The sequence below is a fragment of the Paramesorhizobium endophyticum genome (assembly GCF_014640615.1).
GTDB lineage: Bacteria > Pseudomonadota > Alphaproteobacteria > Rhizobiales > Rhizobiaceae > Paramesorhizobium > Paramesorhizobium endophyticum.
Genome location: NZ_BMHH01000012.1, coordinates 20,505 through 36,119, shown reverse-complemented (window position 1 = coordinate 36,119; position 15,615 = coordinate 20,505). Strand labels below are relative to the sequence as shown.

At 60.6% G+C, this 15,615-nt stretch carries 13 protein-coding genes; 3 read left to right on the top strand and 10 right to left on the bottom strand.

Annotated features, from left to right (window positions below; translation table 11 throughout):
- The first annotated feature begins 14 nt into the window (after window positions 1–14).
- Both IEX53_RS14660 and IEX53_RS14655 read left to right on the top strand, forming a co-directional pair.
- Window positions 15–941: an ABC transporter ATP-binding protein gene (locus IEX53_RS14660; RefSeq protein WP_188824932.1), complete on the top strand. Its 927-nt coding sequence runs from the start codon at window positions 15–17 to the stop codon at window positions 939–941.
- Window positions 938–1,699, top strand: coding sequence for an ABC transporter permease (locus tag IEX53_RS14655; RefSeq protein ID WP_188824931.1), 762 nt, complete (start codon window positions 938–940; stop codon window positions 1,697–1,699). The genes IEX53_RS14660 and IEX53_RS14655 overlap by 4 nt, the downstream gene beginning before the upstream one ends.
- Before the next feature lie 237 nt (window positions 1,700–1,936).
- Here the strand turns inward: IEX53_RS14655 and IEX53_RS14650 are convergent, their stop codons facing one another.
- The 10 genes from IEX53_RS14650 to IEX53_RS14605 all read right to left on the bottom strand — a co-directional run bounded on the left by IEX53_RS14650 (window position 1,937) and on the right by IEX53_RS14605 (window position 14,410).
- Complete coding sequence (locus tag IEX53_RS14650; RefSeq protein ID WP_188824930.1) at window positions 1,937–2,374, bottom strand: TadE/TadG family type IV pilus assembly protein; 438 nt, start codon at window positions 2,372–2,374, stop codon at window positions 1,937–1,939.
- Window positions 2,371–2,943, bottom strand: coding sequence for a TadE/TadG family type IV pilus assembly protein (locus tag IEX53_RS14645; RefSeq protein ID WP_188824929.1), 573 nt, complete (start codon window positions 2,941–2,943; stop codon window positions 2,371–2,373). The genes IEX53_RS14650 and IEX53_RS14645 overlap by 4 nt, the downstream gene beginning before the upstream one ends.
- A complete protein-coding gene (locus IEX53_RS14640) occupies window positions 2,940–4,919 on the bottom strand; it encodes a pilus assembly protein TadG-related protein (protein WP_188824928.1) in 1,980 nt (659 codons plus the stop codon). The genes IEX53_RS14645 and IEX53_RS14640 overlap by 4 nt, the downstream gene beginning before the upstream one ends.
- Window positions 4,920–4,997: 78 nt before the next feature.
- Window positions 4,998–5,753, bottom strand: coding sequence for a 3'(2'),5'-bisphosphate nucleotidase CysQ (cysQ, locus tag IEX53_RS14635; protein WP_188824995.1), 756 nt, complete (start codon window positions 5,751–5,753; stop codon window positions 4,998–5,000).
- A gap of 155 nt (window positions 5,754–5,908) precedes the next feature.
- Window positions 5,909–7,840 (bottom strand): bifunctional sulfate adenylyltransferase/adenylyl-sulfate kinase NodQ, encoded by a 1,932-nt coding sequence (gene nodQ / locus IEX53_RS14630; RefSeq protein ID WP_188824927.1) that lies wholly within the window; start codon window positions 7,838–7,840, stop codon window positions 5,909–5,911.
- Window positions 7,840–8,745 carry a sulfate adenylyltransferase subunit CysD gene (gene cysD / locus IEX53_RS14625; RefSeq protein ID WP_188824926.1) on the bottom strand — a complete coding sequence of 302 codons (906 nt, stop codon included), beginning with the start codon at window positions 8,743–8,745 and terminating at the stop codon, window positions 7,840–7,842. Before cysD ends, nodQ begins: the two co-directional genes overlap by 1 nt.
- A gap of 214 nt (window positions 8,746–8,959) precedes the next feature.
- Window positions 8,960–10,561, bottom strand: coding sequence for an ABC transporter ATP-binding protein (locus IEX53_RS14620; RefSeq protein WP_188824925.1), 1,602 nt, complete (start codon window positions 10,559–10,561; stop codon window positions 8,960–8,962).
- Between the two features lies 1 nt (window position 10,562).
- On the bottom strand, window positions 10,563–11,687 hold the full coding sequence (locus IEX53_RS14615; RefSeq protein WP_188824924.1) for an ABC transporter permease: 1,125 nt from the start codon (window positions 11,685–11,687) through the stop codon (window positions 10,563–10,565).
- Complete coding sequence (gene oppB / locus IEX53_RS14610) at window positions 11,680–12,603, bottom strand: oligopeptide ABC transporter permease OppB (protein WP_188824923.1); 924 nt, start codon at window positions 12,601–12,603, stop codon at window positions 11,680–11,682. The genes IEX53_RS14615 and oppB overlap by 8 nt, the downstream gene beginning before the upstream one ends.
- Before the next feature lie 208 nt (window positions 12,604–12,811).
- Entirely contained in the window at window positions 12,812–14,410 is a 1,599-nt protein-coding gene (locus IEX53_RS14605) for a peptide ABC transporter substrate-binding protein (RefSeq protein ID WP_188824922.1), read from the bottom strand.
- A 240-nt stretch (window positions 14,411–14,650) separates the two neighbouring features.
- Here IEX53_RS14605 and IEX53_RS14600 point away from each other — a divergent pair, with 240 nt between their 5' ends.
- Window positions 14,651–15,580 carry a DMT family transporter gene (locus tag IEX53_RS14600; protein WP_188824921.1) on the top strand — a complete coding sequence of 310 codons (930 nt, stop codon included), beginning with the start codon at window positions 14,651–14,653 and terminating at the stop codon, window positions 15,578–15,580.
- The last annotated feature ends 35 nt before the right edge of the window (window positions 15,581–15,615 follow it).

Here is a 15,615-nt window from a genome sequence, read left to right as displayed (position 1 = left end):
TCAGCCGCGGTCTCATGCCAAACGCCATATCCATTTCCAATCTTTCGAAGACCTATGAGGGTGGTTTCACTGCGCTCCACGGGGTCGATCTCGACATACGCGACGGCGAGATTCTCGCGCTGCTGGGGCCGAACGGCGCCGGCAAGACGACGCTTATCTCCATCGTCTGCGGGATCATCAATCCGAGCACCGGCACGGTCGCCGTGCAGGGCCACGACATCATAAAGGACTACCGCGCCGCCCGGCAGCTCATCGGCCTCGTGCCGCAGGAACTGCATGTGGAGACGTTCGAGACCGTGTGGGCTACGGTCAATTACAGCCGCGGTCTCTTCGGCAAGAAGCCGGACACGGCGCTCTGCGAGCGGATCCTGAAAGACCTGTCGCTCTGGGACAAGAAGGACAACAAGATCATGCAGCTCTCGGGCGGCATGAAGCGGCGCGTCATGATCGCAAAGGCGCTGGCGCATGAGCCCAGGATCCTGTTCCTGGACGAGCCCACCGCCGGGGTGGACGTGGAACTGCGCAAGGATATGTGGCAGCTCGTCCGCCGCCTGCGCGAAAACGGCACCACCATCATCCTGACGACGCATTACATCGAGGAAGCGGAGGAAATCGCCGATCGGGTGGGCGTCATCAACAAGGGCCGGCTGATCCTCGTCGAGGAAAAAGCCGAGCTCATGCGCAAGCTCGGCAAGAAGCAGCTTACGCTGGAGCTCGTCGAGAGCCTGACGACGCTGCCCGAGACCCTCTCGCATTACGATCTCGAGGTGGAGGACAGTGGCCGCCGCCTCATCTATCGCTATGACACGCAAGCCGCGCGCACCGGCATCGGCTCGTTGCTGGCCGATTTGAACCGCGCCGGCATCTCGATCAAGGATCTCGACACCAAACAAAGCTCGCTCGAAGACATCTTCGTCAGCCTTGTGGAGGAAGCCCGATGAATTTCGAAGCCATCAAGGCGATCTATCTTTTCGAGATGGCGCGCATGCGCCGCACGCTTCTGCAGAGCGTGGTCTCGCCGGTGCTCTCCACATCGCTCTATTTCGTGGTGTTCGGCTCGGCGATCGGCGGCCGCATCCAGGAAGTCGAGGGTGTGCAGTATGGCGCATTCATCGTGCCCGGCCTGATAATGCTGACGCTGCTCCAAACCTCGATCTCCAACGCTTCCTTCGGCATCTATTTCCCGAAATTCGTCGGCACGATCTATGAAGTGCTCTCTGCCCCGATCTCCTTCGTCGAGATCGTTATCGGCTATGTCGGTGCGGCGGCGACGAAATCGCTGATCCTTGGCGTGATCATCCTCGCCACGGCATGGCTCTTCGTTCCCATAGAAATCCGCCATCCGTTCTGGATGGTGTTCTTCCTCGTCGCGACGGCGGTCACCTTCAGCCTGTTCGGCTTCATCATCGGCATCTGGGCCGACAATTTCGAGAAGCTGCAGCTGATCCCGCTGCTGATCGTCACCCCGCTCGTCTTCCTGGGCGGCTCCTTCTATTCCGTCCACATGCTGCCGCCCTTCTGGCGTGATGTGACGTTCTTCAACCCCGTTCTCTATCTCATCAGCGGTTTCCGCTGGAGCTTCTACGAGACGGCGGATGTGAGCGTAGGCGTCAGCATCGCGATGATCATTTTCTTCCTCGCGCTTTGCCTTGGCCTTGTCTGGTGGATATTCCGGACAGGCTACCGGTTGAAGTCGTAGAGAGTAGGTTGATTGATTGGAGACGCTGGCGCCCTATGGCGCCCCCCTCTGCCCTGCCGGGCATCTCCCCCGCAAGGGGGGAGATTACGCCATCATCAACGCCCGGCACCAATCGCAGACGTTCCAGAATTGGTCGGTGAAAGCCGTGTCAGCCAATCTCCCCCCTTGCGGGGGAGATGTCCGGCAGGACAGAGGGGGGCGACGTAGAGCGCCAGCGTCCCCATTTATTAACGAAAACTACTGATTAGGATAACACGCCGTGGCCTTGAGGGCCGTTCCGCCTGCAAGCGCCTCGATCAGCTTCGGCACGACGGTTTGAAACTCATATGCGAGCGCCACCGACGAAAACCCGCCGATCCCCTGGCATTCAGCATCACGATCGAGCGCGATAGATGCCGGGTCGAGCGCGATGAACCAGCCCCGCGACGTGTTTTTCGCGAATTCACTTGCCAGCGCCGCGTCATACGTGCCGTTCCGGCTGCATTCGAGCTGCGGCAGCCCCATGCACCGCGCGGTAACTGTGGCCGTTTCCTGCAGGGCATGGCTTGCCCAGAACAGCCGCCCGAACTCGATGATCCCGAACAGCAGCAAGAGAAAGACAGGCAGGACGAGCGCCGCCTCGATGGCGGCCACCCCGGCTTCCGACTTCCAGAAGTGTCTCAAGCTCCGTTTCATTCGGTTCTCACCACGGTTGCGGACGAAATGGTATCATCGCGAATGAAGCCATAGCCCGAAAAGATCGGCTGATAAGGCTGCTGCACGGAAATGGCGACGAACTTGCCCGCGCGCGTTCCATCCGGGCAGGCCGCGCCGCATTGTTTGTCAGCGCCCCAGACGAGCGATTGCGCGTTCCCCGTCGGGCAATAGCATCTGTCCGCGCCCGTCGATTGCTTGCTGGCCTTGATGACGCCGTTTTCGAAATCGGCGTTGGGGCCGTTGTTGACGGTCACGCTCGCCTTGGCATTGCTCGCCCGCGCGGCGATCAGGGCTGCGATCTTGTTGGCGAGGTCGTTGCCTTGCGCTGACGTGACCATGTCCGCATTGGTCAGCGCATAGCTTGCCCCGCTGGAGGCGGCGGAATCGAGCTTGAAGCGCGAATAGATCACCATGCCGAGATCGAGGCTCCCGGCAAGGATCAGCACGAAGACCGGCGCAATGACCGCGAACTCGATGGCCGACGCGCCATCCTTCTCGCGAATGAAGAAGCGCCGAAACAGGAAGGCCGTCTGGAAAATATGCCTCATTGGACCAGCGCCACCTTGCCTTTGCTGTCGTTGCCCGTGCATTTCGACATCATCTTCGCGCCGCCTTCGAGCTTGATGCTCGTGCCGATAAGCTGCGTGCAATCGGTGGAACTGCCGAGGGTCGCGCCTCCCCCCATGCTGATCGGCCCGTTGGGAAAATAGAACGCGCCGGAAATCTTGCCGCTGCCGCCGGCGGTGACCGTCACGCCGGCCGTGATGTTCTTATCCTGGGGGCCGACGACCGCCAGTTGGGCATACGGCCCGGACTGCGGCGCGGACAGGCTGATGCCATTGCCGCCGTCGAGGCAGAGCACCTGCCCATTGCAGCGCGCTATGGTATTCCTGCCCGAGATGAACAGCGTCACATCCTCGCCGTAGATCGCCCCCTTCCCGTCACAGCTGGCGCCACCAGTGCCGGCCGCGAAATATCCGTCGATCACATAGAGGCCCGCCCCGAGTTTGACAGCACCTGCGAAATCAACGTCTCCCAGAATATCGTGACGCGCGGCAGCGGGAAAAACGATGCAGCTTCCACCGCCCCCGCCATTGATCCTGCCATTGGCACGGAAGACGCTGCCATTAGCGGTGGCATCGGCCAGCTCGATCCTCCCGCCGCCATCGATTCTGAGCGCATCGCCCTTGCCCGAGGCGTTGATGACATAGCTGTTGCCGTTGGAACGCGGCGAGCCGAGAGTGAGCGTCGCGCCGCCGCTCGCGGAGATCCCCCCATCCAGCGTGAACTTGCTGGAAATGGAGGAGTCCGGATCGCCGAATGTGATCTTGCCGGTGGTGCAAATGCTGTCGCCCTTATCGCACACACCTTTTCCGATCCGGAAATTACCGCCCCGGAAACTTATGCCATCGCCCTTCACGCCCTCGGCGATGTTGAAATCGGCGCGCCCAAAGATCAGGGTCATGCCGTTGTTTTTGGTCACTATGCCGCCGGAAACATTGAAAACAGGGACCTCGTCGGTGTCTGGATCGTCAACGATCTTGAACTCGACCTTCTGGCTCCCAGACAACTCGATGGAACCGATATTCGTCTTTTCCGGGCAGGTGATTTCCCATTGGCTGGTGTACCACTGGCTATAATAGGCCGGATTATAAGTGCAGCCGATCGCGGCCACTTTTTGTGCGATCATGGGGGGCGTATTATCCCTATCCTCTGCCCCAAACCTGAAATCCGGCCCCGCGCCGGAAAAGGCCAGGTTCGGCCAGGACTCTTTCCGCACCGCATCGAACGTGCCGTCAAAATCCTTCACGCCTTCATTATCCTTCAGCGGATCGTCCGTCTTTTGCTTCGAGACGGGCGCAGCCGTTTTTCCGTCCTGCTGCACCATATTCGGGGTCCATTGGCAGGGCTCGGGTTCCTTGTCCCCGTAATACGTAACGTTCTCGGCTTTGATCATCGTCCCGCACGGCGCCTTGATACTCGCATTCGATGCGACCCGTTCGCACTCGACGCTCGTACCGCCCGAAAGCTCGATCCCCGCTCCACCCTCTTTAAGCGCCACGATGCAGCCGCTGCCCGGCTTGCCGATCGAAGCAAACGCCTGCGCGCCGATGCTCAACGTCCGTTCCGCGCCGAGCACCGGGGCGAGAAAAAGCGGCTTGCGGGTTGTGACCGTTGCGCGCACGGCCTTGCTCCCGGGATCCTTCGGCGAGGCGACGAGCGCCACCGCCACATCACCGGGCGCGACGCCGTTGAGCGCAGCCGCGCTCCGCGCCGCGGCGACCATATCCGGTTCCGAATTGCCAGCGTTGTAGGCGAGCGCACCGGCGTAAGCCGCGACATCGGCCACGCGCTGGTTCTCGACCTTCTTCAACAGGCCGTGGCCATATTCAACAGAGAGCGCGACGAAGCCGATCACCACCGGGAGCGCCAGCGCCGCCAGGATCGCAATCGCGCCCGACCGGTCCCGAAGGAATGCCGCGCCGAGCTTCCGCGGCCCGCCTTTTTGTTCGTTATGCCCCATGTGCCCGCATGCCCCATAGCCCTTGTCTCTCCTTACCGGAGGACGTGTAAATGGCGCGTTGACAAGCGGGAGCTGATTTTAACGGTTCGCCGGATTGGCTCCCCGGGCGACGAAGAACGGATTGGCGAAGCCGCTTTTTCCGTAAGTGAGCAGGCAGTCGTCCAGCGTCCAGGTTCCGCCGCCCGCAGCGCGCAGGATGGCGTCGCCCGCCGCCGTGTCCCACTCCATCGTGGGACCGAAGCGCGGATAGACATCGGCTTCGCCGCGCGCGAGCAGGCAGAATTTGAGCGAGGAACCGACGGAAACCCGTTCCGCGATATCGAGGCACGCCAGATAATCGTCTGTTTCCGGTGTTGAGTGCGAACGGCTGGCGACGGCAATCATCCGCGCCGGGCAATCGCGGATCCCAATCGGACGACGAGCCGTTGCCAAACGATCGGCGATTATCGCCTCCCGCGCGCCGTCCGGGCCGCCGGAAAAGAGCAGCCCTCGCGCCGGTGCGTAAACCACGCCGATGACGGGGGCGCCATGCTCAATGAGGGCGATATTGACGGTGAAATCGCCATTCCGGCTGATGAACTCCCGCGTACCATCCAATGGATCGACGAGATAAAAGCGGTGCCCGGGATGCGTAGGCGCCCTCCCCTCCGAGGACTCCTCTTCGGCAACGATAGGGATATCAGGGGTCGCCGCGCGCAGTGCTGCCAGAATGATCGCCTCCGCCGTCTTGTCGGCCTGGGTCACCGGCGAGCCATCCTCCTTGAGGCAAACATCGAAGCCGGCGTCGTAAATCTTCATGATGGCCCAGCCAGCCTCGATGGCCGCCCGCTCCATCAGGAGAAGGAGCGCATTGGGAGAGCTTGCCGCGCGCCGGTCGTCATTCTCGGGCTTGTCCCGAGAATCTGCAACAGAATGATCGTTCACGACGGCAGTCACTCCCCTGTTCCCTTGGTAGACCCTCGGGACAAGCCCGAGGATGACGATGGAGACTATATCGACCAGGAATCGGCGGAATAATTGCCGATAATGCCCTGCTCCCCGAGATATTTCTCGATTTTTCCCACCAGTCCCTCAGTTGTTTGGCCTGATGTAGAAAGGTGAAGCTCGGGATTATCAGGCCTTTCATAGGGCGAATCCACCCCGGTGAAGTTTCTGATCTCGCCGGAAAGCGCCTTGGCATAGAGCCCCTTCGGATCGCGCTTGATGCATTCCTCGAGCGGCGTGTCGACGAAAATTTCGATGAACTCGCCCTCTTCGAAAAGCTCGCGCGCCAATTGGCGCTCGGCACGGAAAGGCGAGATGAAGGAGACGAGCACGATCAGCCCCGCATCCGCCATCAGCTTCGCCACCTCGCCGACGCGGCGGATATTTTCCACCCGGTCCTCGGCGATGAAGCCCAGATCGCGGTTCAGACCGTGGCGCACATTGTCGCCGTCGAGGATGTAGGTGTGCTTGCCCAGCGCATGGAGATGCTTTTCCAACACGTTCGCGACCGTCGATTTGCCTGACCCCGACAGACCGGTGAACCACAGCACCGCCGGGCGCTGATGCTTCTGCGCCGCGCGTGCCTTTTTGTCGACGTCGAGCGCCTGCCAATGCACGTTCGAGGCGCGGCGCAACGCGAAGTCGATCATACCGGCGCCGACCGTCGCATTGGTCATGCGGTCGATAATGATGAAGGAGCCGGTCGAGCGGTTCTTCGCATAGGGGTCAAAGGCAATCGGCTCGCCGGTGGAAAAATTGCAGACGCCGACCTCGTTCAGCGCAAGGTTTTTCGCGGCTTCCTCGGCGAAGCTGTTGATGTTGATGCGGTGCTTCAGCTCGGTAATGGTAACGCTCGCCCGATCGGTCTCGGTCCTCATCAGATAGGAGCGGCCCGGCATCATCGGTTCTTCGCCGAACCAGACCAAATGGGCAGCGAACTGGTCGGCGACATCAGGGCGGGCGTCGGGAGCCACCAGCATATTCCCGCGCGAGACCTCCACCTCATCATCCAGCACGAGGGTGACCGCCTGTCCTTCGACGGCCTCCTGAAGGTCTCCATCCATCGTCACGATGCGCTTGACCCGTGAGGCCTTGCCGGACTTGGCGACGACAACCGGGCTTCCTACCGCAACAGCGCCGGAAGCGACCGTTCCGGCAAAGCCGCGGAAGTTCTGGTCGGGCCGGTTCACATATTGCACGGGAAAACGGAACGGCGCTCCGTTTTTCTCACCGTCGAGCGCGACCGTTTCGAGATGGGTGAGCAGCGCCGGGCCGTCATACCCATCGAGCTTTGACGATTTCAGCGTGACATTATCGCCATGGCGGGCGGAAATGGGGATCGGCTGGATGGTGGCGAAGCCGAGATCGCGGGCGAAGGCCAGATAATCGGCGGAGATGCGGGCGAAGACGTCTTGCGAATAATCTACAAGGTCGATCTTGTTGACCGCCAGCACGATGTGCCGGATGCCGAGCAGCGAGGCGATGAAGCTGTGCCGCCGCGTCTGGGTGAGAATACCCTGCCGCGCATCGACCAGCACAATAGCAAGATCGGCGGTCGAAGCGCCCGTCGCCATGTTGCGGGTATATTGCTCATGCCCCGGCGTATCGGCGACGATGAACTTGCGCTTCGGCGTGGCGAAGAAGCGATAGGCGACGTCGATGGTAATGCCCTGCTCCCGCTCCGCCTCCAGCCCGTCGACCAACAGCGCGAAGTCGATCTCGTCGCCATTGGTGCCGTGCTTGCGGCTGTCGTTCTGGAGCGCCGCGAGTTGGTCCTCGAAGAGCAGCTTGGTGTCGTAGAGCAGCCGTCCGATGAGGGTCGATTTGCCATCGTCCACCGAGCCGCACGTCAGGAACCGTAGCAGCGGCTTTCGCTCCTGATCGGCCATGAAGGCAAGGACATCGTCCGTTCCGGCATCGAGAACGATCTGGTTCATCAAAAATATCCCTCGCGCTTCTTCTTTTCCATGGAGCCTGCCTCGTCCTTGTCGATGAGACGCCCCTGCCGCTCGGAGGTGCGGGCGACCAGCATTTCGCCGACGATTTCGGAGAGCGTCGCCGCATTCGATTCAATCGCCCCGGTCAACGGGTAGCAGCCGAGCGTGCGGAAGCGGACCATGCGCTCTTCCACCTTTTCGCCAGGCTGCAGTTCCATCCTGATATCATCGACCATGATCAGCATCCCGTCCCGCTCCACCACGGGACGGGGGGCCGCAAAGTAAAGCGGCACGATGGGGATGTTCTCTTTCAGGATGTATTGCCAGATGTCGAGTTCGGTCCAATTGGACAAAGGGAACACGCGGATGGATTCGCCCTTGGCGATGCGTGTGTTATAGATCTTCCACATTTCCGGGCGCTGGTTCTTTGGGTCCCAGCCGTGGCTAGCGTTGCGGAAGGAAAAGATGCGCTCCTTGGCGCGGGATTTCTCCTCGTCGCGCCGCGCCCCGCCGAAGGCCGCGTCGAAACCATATTTGTCGAGCGCCTGCCTGAGCGCCACGGTCTTCATGATGTGGGTATGGGTGTTGGAGCCGTGGATGAAGGGATTGACCCCCTGCTTGACGCCATCTTCGTTGATGTGGATGAGCAGTTCGAACCCCAATTCCCGCGCTTGGCGGTCGCGGAATTGAATCATGTCGCGGAATTTCCAGGTCGTATCGACATGGAGGAACGGAAAGGGCGGCTTTGCCGGATAGAATGCCTTCATCGCCAGATGCAGCATGACGGAGGAATCCTTGCCCACCGAATAGAGCATCACGGGATTTTCAAACGTTGCCGCGACCTCGCGAAAGATATGGATCGCCTCGGCTTCAAGACGCTCGAGATGCGTCAAATGCTGGTTCATGACGGCGGGGAGCCTTTGCGGTTTTGGAATTGTTGAAGAAGACCAACTTCAAGCATTATCCACAAATTGACCAATCGAATAAAAGAATAGATTCGCTGAATACATGTGTCCAGCGTGTAAAATATGCTATTTAAAAGGAGCCAGGCGGAAGAATTTCCCGCCCGCGCCATAATGCTAATTTACTGAAAATCCCACTATTTTAATGGGTTACAGCTCAAATATTAAACGCCGCGCCGATCAGTGCCTTGGTGTAGGCCGCTTGGGGTGCCGCGAAGATGGCGTCCGTCTCGCCCTCTTCGACGATGCGCCCACCCTTCATCACCACCACATAATCCGCCATGGCCTTCACTACCGAAAGGTCGTGGCTGATGAAGATGTAGGAGAGGCCGTGCGCTTGTTGCAGTTTGCGCAGAAGGTCGATCACCTGCCCCTGCACGGAGCGGTCGAGCGCCGAGGTCGGCTCGTCGAGGATCACCACCTTCGGCTTCAGGATCATCGCGCGGGCGATGGCGATGCGCTGGCGCTGGCCGCCGGAGAACTCATGCGGATAGCGATTGCGCGTCTCCGGATCGAGGCCGACTTCCTGCAGCGCCGTGGCCGCGCGCTTGTCCCGCTCCTGCCTGCTCAGATCAGGTTCGTGCACGAACAGGCCCTCGGTGATGATTTCGCCGACCGTCCGGCGCGGTGACAGCGAGCCGTAGGGGTCTTGGAACACCAGTTGCAATTCCCGGCGCAAGGGCCGCATCGCGGAGCGGTCGAAACCGGAAATGTCGGTCTCGCCGAAGCGGTAATAGCCGCTGCCCTTGATGAGCTTGAGCAAGGCGCGCCCGAGCGTCGATTTGCCCGAGCCGGACTCGCCGACAATGCCGATGGTCTGGCCCTGGCGCAGCCGGATGCTGACGCCATCGACCGCGCGGAAGGTGACGGTGGAGCCGCCCAGCAGCCCCGCGCCGAGTGAGAAATCGACCGTGACGTTCCGCCCTTCCAGCATGATCGGCGCATCGGCGGGGGCCGGCTCCTTGCGGCCACGCGGCTCCGCATCGAGGAGCATTCTGGTGTAATCCTCCTGCGGGCGTTCGAAGATATCGGCCGTCGCGCCCTGTTCCACCACCTCGCCGCGCCGCATCACCACCACCCGCTCCGCGAAATGCCTGACGATACCGAGATCATGGGTGATCAGCACAATGGCGAGCCGCAAGCGCTGTTGCAGCGAGCGCAGCAGGTCGAGAATCTGCGCCTGGATGGTGACGTCGAGCGCCGTCGTCGGCTCGTCCGCGATGAGCAGGTCCGGCTCGTTGGCGAGCGCCATGGCGATCATGACCCGCTGCCGCTGGCCGCCGGAGAGCTCGTGCGGATAGCTGTCGATCCGCCGCTCCGGCTCAGGAATGCCGACGAGTTGCAGGAGTTCCAGCACGCGTGTCCTGGCCTGTTTGAAGCTCATTCCGCGATGATGCACGATGGGCTCGGCGATTTGCCGTCCGATGGTGTAGAGCGGATCGAGCGAGGTCATCGGCTCCTGGAATATCATAGTAATCTTCGAGCCGCGGACCTTGTTGAGCGCCTTGGGCGGAAGGCCGATCAGCTCCTTGCCGCGATAGCGGGCGGAGCCGGTCACGCTGCCATTACGCGCGAGTAGCCCCATGATGCCCATCATGGTCTGGCTCTTGCCCGACCCGGACTCGCCGACGATGGCGAGCGTCTCGCCGGCCTTCACATTGAGATCGATGCCCTTGACCGCTTCGACCGTCCCATCCGGCGTGGAGAAATTGACCTTCAGGCCGCGAACCTCGAGAATGGTTTCATGCGCTTGCGTCATGTCAGCGGTCCTTCGGGTCGAATGCATCGCGCAGGCCGTCGCCCACGAAATTGAGCGAAAACAGCGTGACGACGAAGAAGATGGCCGGGAAAATCAGCAGCCAGGGCGCCGACTGGATATTGTTGGCGCCATCCGCGATCAGCACGCCCCAGCTGGTGAGCGGCGCCTGCACGCCAAGGCCAAGGAAGGACAGGAAGCTTTCGAGCAGGATCACCTTCGGCACCACGACAGTGACGAAAACGATGACCGGCCCGATGGTGTTGGGGATAATATGGCGACGGATGATCTGCCAGTCCGTCAGCCCCAGCGCTTCCGCCGCGCCGATGAACTCACGCCTTTTCAGCGCCAGCGTCTGCCCGCGCACGATGCGCGCCATGTCGAGCCATTCGACCGCGCCGATGACGAGGAAGATCAGGATGAAACTGCGCCCGAAAAACACGACCAGGACGACGACGAGAAAGACGAAGGGCAGCGAATAGAGGATTTCGACCAGCCGCATCATGACATTGTCGACGCGCCCGCCGATATAGCCTGACGTGGCGCCATAGACGACGCCGAGCCCCAGCGAGACGAGGCTTGCGAGGAGCCCGACCGCAATCGAAACCTGCCCGCCGAGCATGACGCGGGCGAGAAGGTCACGCCCATTGCTGTCGGTGCCGAAGGGGAAATATTCGCGGTTGACCTTGCCGGTGAGCGTCATCGATTTGCCGTCGTCCGCAGTGCCGGTCACGGTCGTATCGCGGAACTCGTTGGCGCGGTCGAAATAGCGCACGGTGCGCGGGTCGATGGGCCGGTCCGAGGTGACGGTCGCGGTGAAGCTCTGCCCGTCGAGCTCGAATTTCTCAAGCTTGACGCGCGCCCGCCCGGCGACGCTCTCCATCACATCCTGAAGCGTGGACGTATCCGGCAGCGGCTCCAGGCTCGGCGGCGTCAGCACATAGGACGGGAAGACCTGATCGTAGCTATGGCTGATGAAATGCGGGCCCAGGAACGAGAACAGCGCGATCAGCGCCAGCATGACGCAGCCCGACATGGCTGCACGATTGCGCCGGAAACGCATGAACGCCAATTGGAACAGGCTGCGGCTTCTGGTTTCCGGCAGCGACGAATGAGCTATATCAGTCATGGCGCACCCGCGGATCGAGAAGGCCGTAGAGAATGTCCACGATCAGGTTGAAGACAATGACGAAGATGGCGATCAGGATCACGGTCCCCATGACCAGCGTATAGTCGCGGTTGATCGCGCCCAGCACAAAGTAGCGCCCGACGCCGGGAATCGTGAAGATCGTCTCCACCACCGCCGATCCTGTCAGCAGCGCGGCGGCGCATGGCGCGAGATAGGAGACGACCGGCAGCATCGCCCCGCGCATCGCATGGGTGATGACGACGCTTTTTGCCGGCAAGCCATAGGCCTTGGCGGTGCGGATATGATCCGTATTGAGCCCCTCGATCATCGAGCCGCGCGTGAGCCGGGCGAACACTGCCAACTGCGGCAGCGCCAGCGCGATCATCGGCAGGATCAGGAAGCGCAGCGACCCGTCGCCCCAGCCGCCGGCGGGAAGCCAGGCGAGCATGATGGCGAAGATCAGGGTGAGCACCGGGCCGACGACGAAATTCGGCACGGTGACCCCGACGGTCGAGACGGTCATGACGATGAAATCGATGGCGCTGTTCTGCCGCAAGGCCGCAACCGTACCGGCCAGTACGCCGCCGACGAGGGCGAGCAGCAGCGCATAGAAGCCGAGCTCGACGGAGTATGGCAGGCCCTTGCCGATCAGTTCTGCGACGGAATTGTCCTTGTAGATGAAGCTCGGACCGAAATCGCCGCGAACCGCATTGCCCATATAGATAAGATATTGCCGCCAGAGCGGCTCATCCATGTGATAGGTCTTGATGAGGTTTTCCATCGTCTGCGGCGGAAGGGGCCGTTCGAGGTTGAACGGGCCGCCCGGGGCAAACCGCATGAGGAAGAAGGACAAGGTGACGACGATAAACAATGTCGGCACCGCGCTCGCCAATCGGCGTAAAATAAACATCAGCATGGCATGTTCCACCAGTTTTTCCCCTCCCCCTTGCGGGGGTCCGAAGGACGGGCGAGACCCGTGGCTCGCCCCGGCAAGTGGCCCGAAGGGCCGGGTGGGGGTGGTGACGTTTGCGCGAGGGTTTTCGAAGCAAGCGTGAACGTCACCACCCCCATCCGCCCGCTGACGCGGGCACCTTCCTCGCAAGGGGGAAGGAGGGTGCTAGACCTTATTCGCTGACGCTCAGATATTTGCTCAGATGCTGGTTGGCGGCATTATCCTTCCAGCCCATCACCCTGTCCGAGACAAGCCAGAGATCGGCCTGTGTCAGAAGCGGCGCTACCGGCTGCTCCTTCATAAGAAGCGCTTCGGCCTCATGGAGGATTTTTGAGCGTGCCGCCGGATCGCGTTCTTCATAAGAACGCTTCATCAGGGCATCGAATTCAGGATTGTTGAACTTGCCGTAATTGAAGGTCTTGTTGCTGCTGACATTTAGCGCGAGGAAGTTTTCCGCATCTGCGTAATCGGCGACCCAGCCAGCGCGGGCAACATTGAACTTACCGCCCTCCTGAAGATAGGCGTAGTGTGACGAAACGTCGAGATTCACCAGGGACACCTTGGCGCCGAACGTGTTCTTCCACATATCTGCAACCGCAGTCGCAACACGCTCGTGGTTCGGATTGGTGTTGTAACGGATCTCGATGTTGAGCGGCTTGCTGCCCTCGCCATAACCCGCCTCCTTCATCAGCTTGACCGCCTCATCCTCTCGGTCGATCTGCGATTTGTCCGCGAAATCGGCCTTGGACGGTTCGCCATAGGTTTCCATTCCGGGCGGAACCATTGAATAGGCAGGAATTTGCGAGCCGCTATAAATCTCGTTGGCCAGGAAATCCCGGTCTACGGCCATGGAGAGCGCCCGGCGAACACGCATGTCGTCGTAAGGCGCGTTCCGTGAATCGAAGGCGTAATAATAGGTCGCAAGCGTCGGCGAGACATGCACCGCATCGCCATAGGTCTTCCGCAGGCGGTCGATCTGATCGGCGGAGAAATTATAGACGAGGTCCATTTCCTTCGCTTCGAACCGGCGAACCGAAGCCGCCTGATCGTCGATGGGATAGAAGATCACCTTGTCGAGCTTCACATTGGGAGCATCCCAATATTCGGGATTTTTCGCCACCGTCAGATTATCGTTAGGCACATGGCCGGTGAGCCGGAATGCCCCGTTCGACACCATCACGCCCGGCTTTACGAAGTCTGCTCCGTTCTTCTCAACGCTCGCCTTGCTGACTGGCAACGCCGTCTGGTGCGCCAAGAGCTCAAGGAAGAACGGTGTCGGCTGTTCGAGCGTGATCTCCAGCGTCTTGTCGTCGAGCGCCTTGACGCCAAGCTGGTCAACCGGCAATTCACCCTTATTTACCTTCTGGGCGTTCTTGATCGGGTAAAGAATATTGGCGTAGCCCGCCGCCGTCTTCGGATCCTCGACACGGCGGTATGAGAAAACGAAGTCCTCAGCCGTGACGGGCGAGCCGTCAGACCATTTTGCATTCGGTCGGAGCTTGAACGTATAGACCGTACCGTCGTCGGAAACCGTCCAGCTTTCGGCGGCTCCCGGCACGATCTTGCCAGCGGCATCATAGATGGTGAGGCCCTCATAGAGGTCCTTGAGAATAAACTCCTCGATATTGATCGACGTATGCGCCTGGTCGAGCGTCTGCGGCTCGCCGGCATTACCGCGGTGCAGCACGGCTTCGGCGAGGACGGGGCTGGCGCCAAGGAGGAGCGAGCCGAGCAGGACGGCAGTTCGGAGATTGAGCCTTGAGTAGATCATTGTTGTTCCCCTTCTTTTCCAGAAGTCCCATTATTGGTTGTGTGGGCCAAAGAAATGCCAAATTTCGCCGAAACGCAAGCTTATTTAAGGGCTTTCAAAAGCAAGATTATTGCGCGTATCACACGAAATTGATTTGTGCATTTTGCCTTTGTCGCAGCGCAAAAAATTGGCTAAGCCCCAGCGGCGCCCGATTTGCAGCGCCCCATTGCCTCACGCCTTTCTCCTCACCGGAACCCCGTCATGATGTACGGTATCATCCTGGCCTTTGCCTCCTACGCGGCCTTCGCGTTCTCGGACGCCTGCGTCAAGCTGATCGACGGCACGCTTTCGCCCTATGAGATCGCCTTCTTCGGTGCCGTGTTCGGGCTGGCGGCGCTGCCCTTCGTGAAGAAGGCGGATGAGGAGTGGCGCGACATCTTCATCACCCGGAACAAGCCCTTGTGGCTGTTGCGCACCGTCACATCGGCCACGGGTGTGCTTGGCAGCGTCGTCGCCTTTACGCATCTCTCCATGGCGGAAGCCTTCGCGCTCATCTTTCTTTTACCTGCCTTTGTGACAATTCTCTCCGTGATGTTCCTCAAGGAGCAGGTTGGATGGAGAAGGTGGTCTGCGGTCGTCATCGGCTTCATCGGCGTCATGATCGTGCTGCGGCCCGGCTTCCGCGAGCTCTCGATCGGCCATCTGGGCGCGCTCTTCGGCGGGTTCAGCGGCGCGGTTGGCATCGTCATCTTCCGTGTGATGGGCAAATACGAGAAGCGTATCACGCTCTATTCGAGCGGTTTGTTCGGTCCAATCGTCATTTGCGGGCTGCTAATGTCGTTGGATTATGGCAATCCCTCGGTAACACAATGGCTATATCTTGCGGGATATGGCCTTCTCGCGGCGCTGGCGAATATCCTGCTGATGTTTGCCGCGCAGCACGCGCCGGCAAGCGCCATCGCCTCCCCGCAATACAGCCAGATGATCTGGGCCATTCTCTTCGGCTATTTCGTATTCCACGACACCATCGACCTGCCGATGCTGATCGGCATCGTCCTCATCATCATTTCGGGCCTCTTCACCTTCATCCGCGAGAAAAAACGCGGCGTCGCCCAGCCGCCCTCCGTCGCCCCATCCGAACCGGCGCCTATCCTGCTGGCCGAAGAGGCGGAAACCTCGGACAAAAACTAGCCTTATCGTGGAACCAACGGCCTGGCAGGCCGTTG

Bases quoted from the DNA above. Each gene is read 5' to 3' on its own strand.
- IEX53_RS14650 (WP_188824930.1), bottom strand. From the start codon at position 2,374: ATGAAACGGAGCTTGAGACACTTCTGGAAGTCGGAAGCCGGGGTGGCC.
- cysQ (WP_188824995.1), bottom strand. From the start codon at position 5,753: ATGGAGCGGGCGGCCATCGAGGCTGGCTGGGCCATCATGAAGATTTAC.
- IEX53_RS14640 (WP_188824928.1), bottom strand. From the start codon at position 4,919: ATGGGGCATAACGAACAAAAAGGCGGGCCGCGGAAGCTCGGCGCGGCA.
- IEX53_RS14620 (WP_188824925.1), bottom strand. From the start codon at position 10,561: ATGACGCAAGCGCATGAAACCATTCTCGAGGTTCGCGGCCTGAAGGTC.
- IEX53_RS14600 (WP_188824921.1), top strand. From the start codon at position 14,651: ATGATGTACGGTATCATCCTGGCCTTTGCCTCCTACGCGGCCTTCGCG.
- IEX53_RS14645 (WP_188824929.1), bottom strand. From the start codon at position 2,943: ATGAGGCATATTTTCCAGACGGCCTTCCTGTTTCGGCGCTTCTTCATT.
- nodQ (WP_188824927.1), bottom strand. From the start codon at position 7,840: ATGAACCAGATCGTTCTCGATGCCGGAACGGACGATGTCCTTGCCTTC.
- IEX53_RS14605 (WP_188824922.1), bottom strand. From the start codon at position 14,410: ATGATCTACTCAAGGCTCAATCTCCGAACTGCCGTCCTGCTCGGCTCG.
- IEX53_RS14660 (WP_188824932.1), top strand. From the start codon at position 15: ATGCCAAACGCCATATCCATTTCCAATCTTTCGAAGACCTATGAGGGT.
- cysD (WP_188824926.1), bottom strand. From the start codon at position 8,745: ATGAACCAGCATTTGACGCATCTCGAGCGTCTTGAAGCCGAGGCGATC.
- oppB (WP_188824923.1), bottom strand. From the start codon at position 12,603: ATGCTGATGTTTATTTTACGCCGATTGGCGAGCGCGGTGCCGACATTG.
- IEX53_RS14615 (WP_188824924.1), bottom strand. From the start codon at position 11,687: ATGACTGATATAGCTCATTCGTCGCTGCCGGAAACCAGAAGCCGCAGC.
- IEX53_RS14655 (WP_188824931.1), top strand. From the start codon at position 938: ATGAATTTCGAAGCCATCAAGGCGATCTATCTTTTCGAGATGGCGCGC.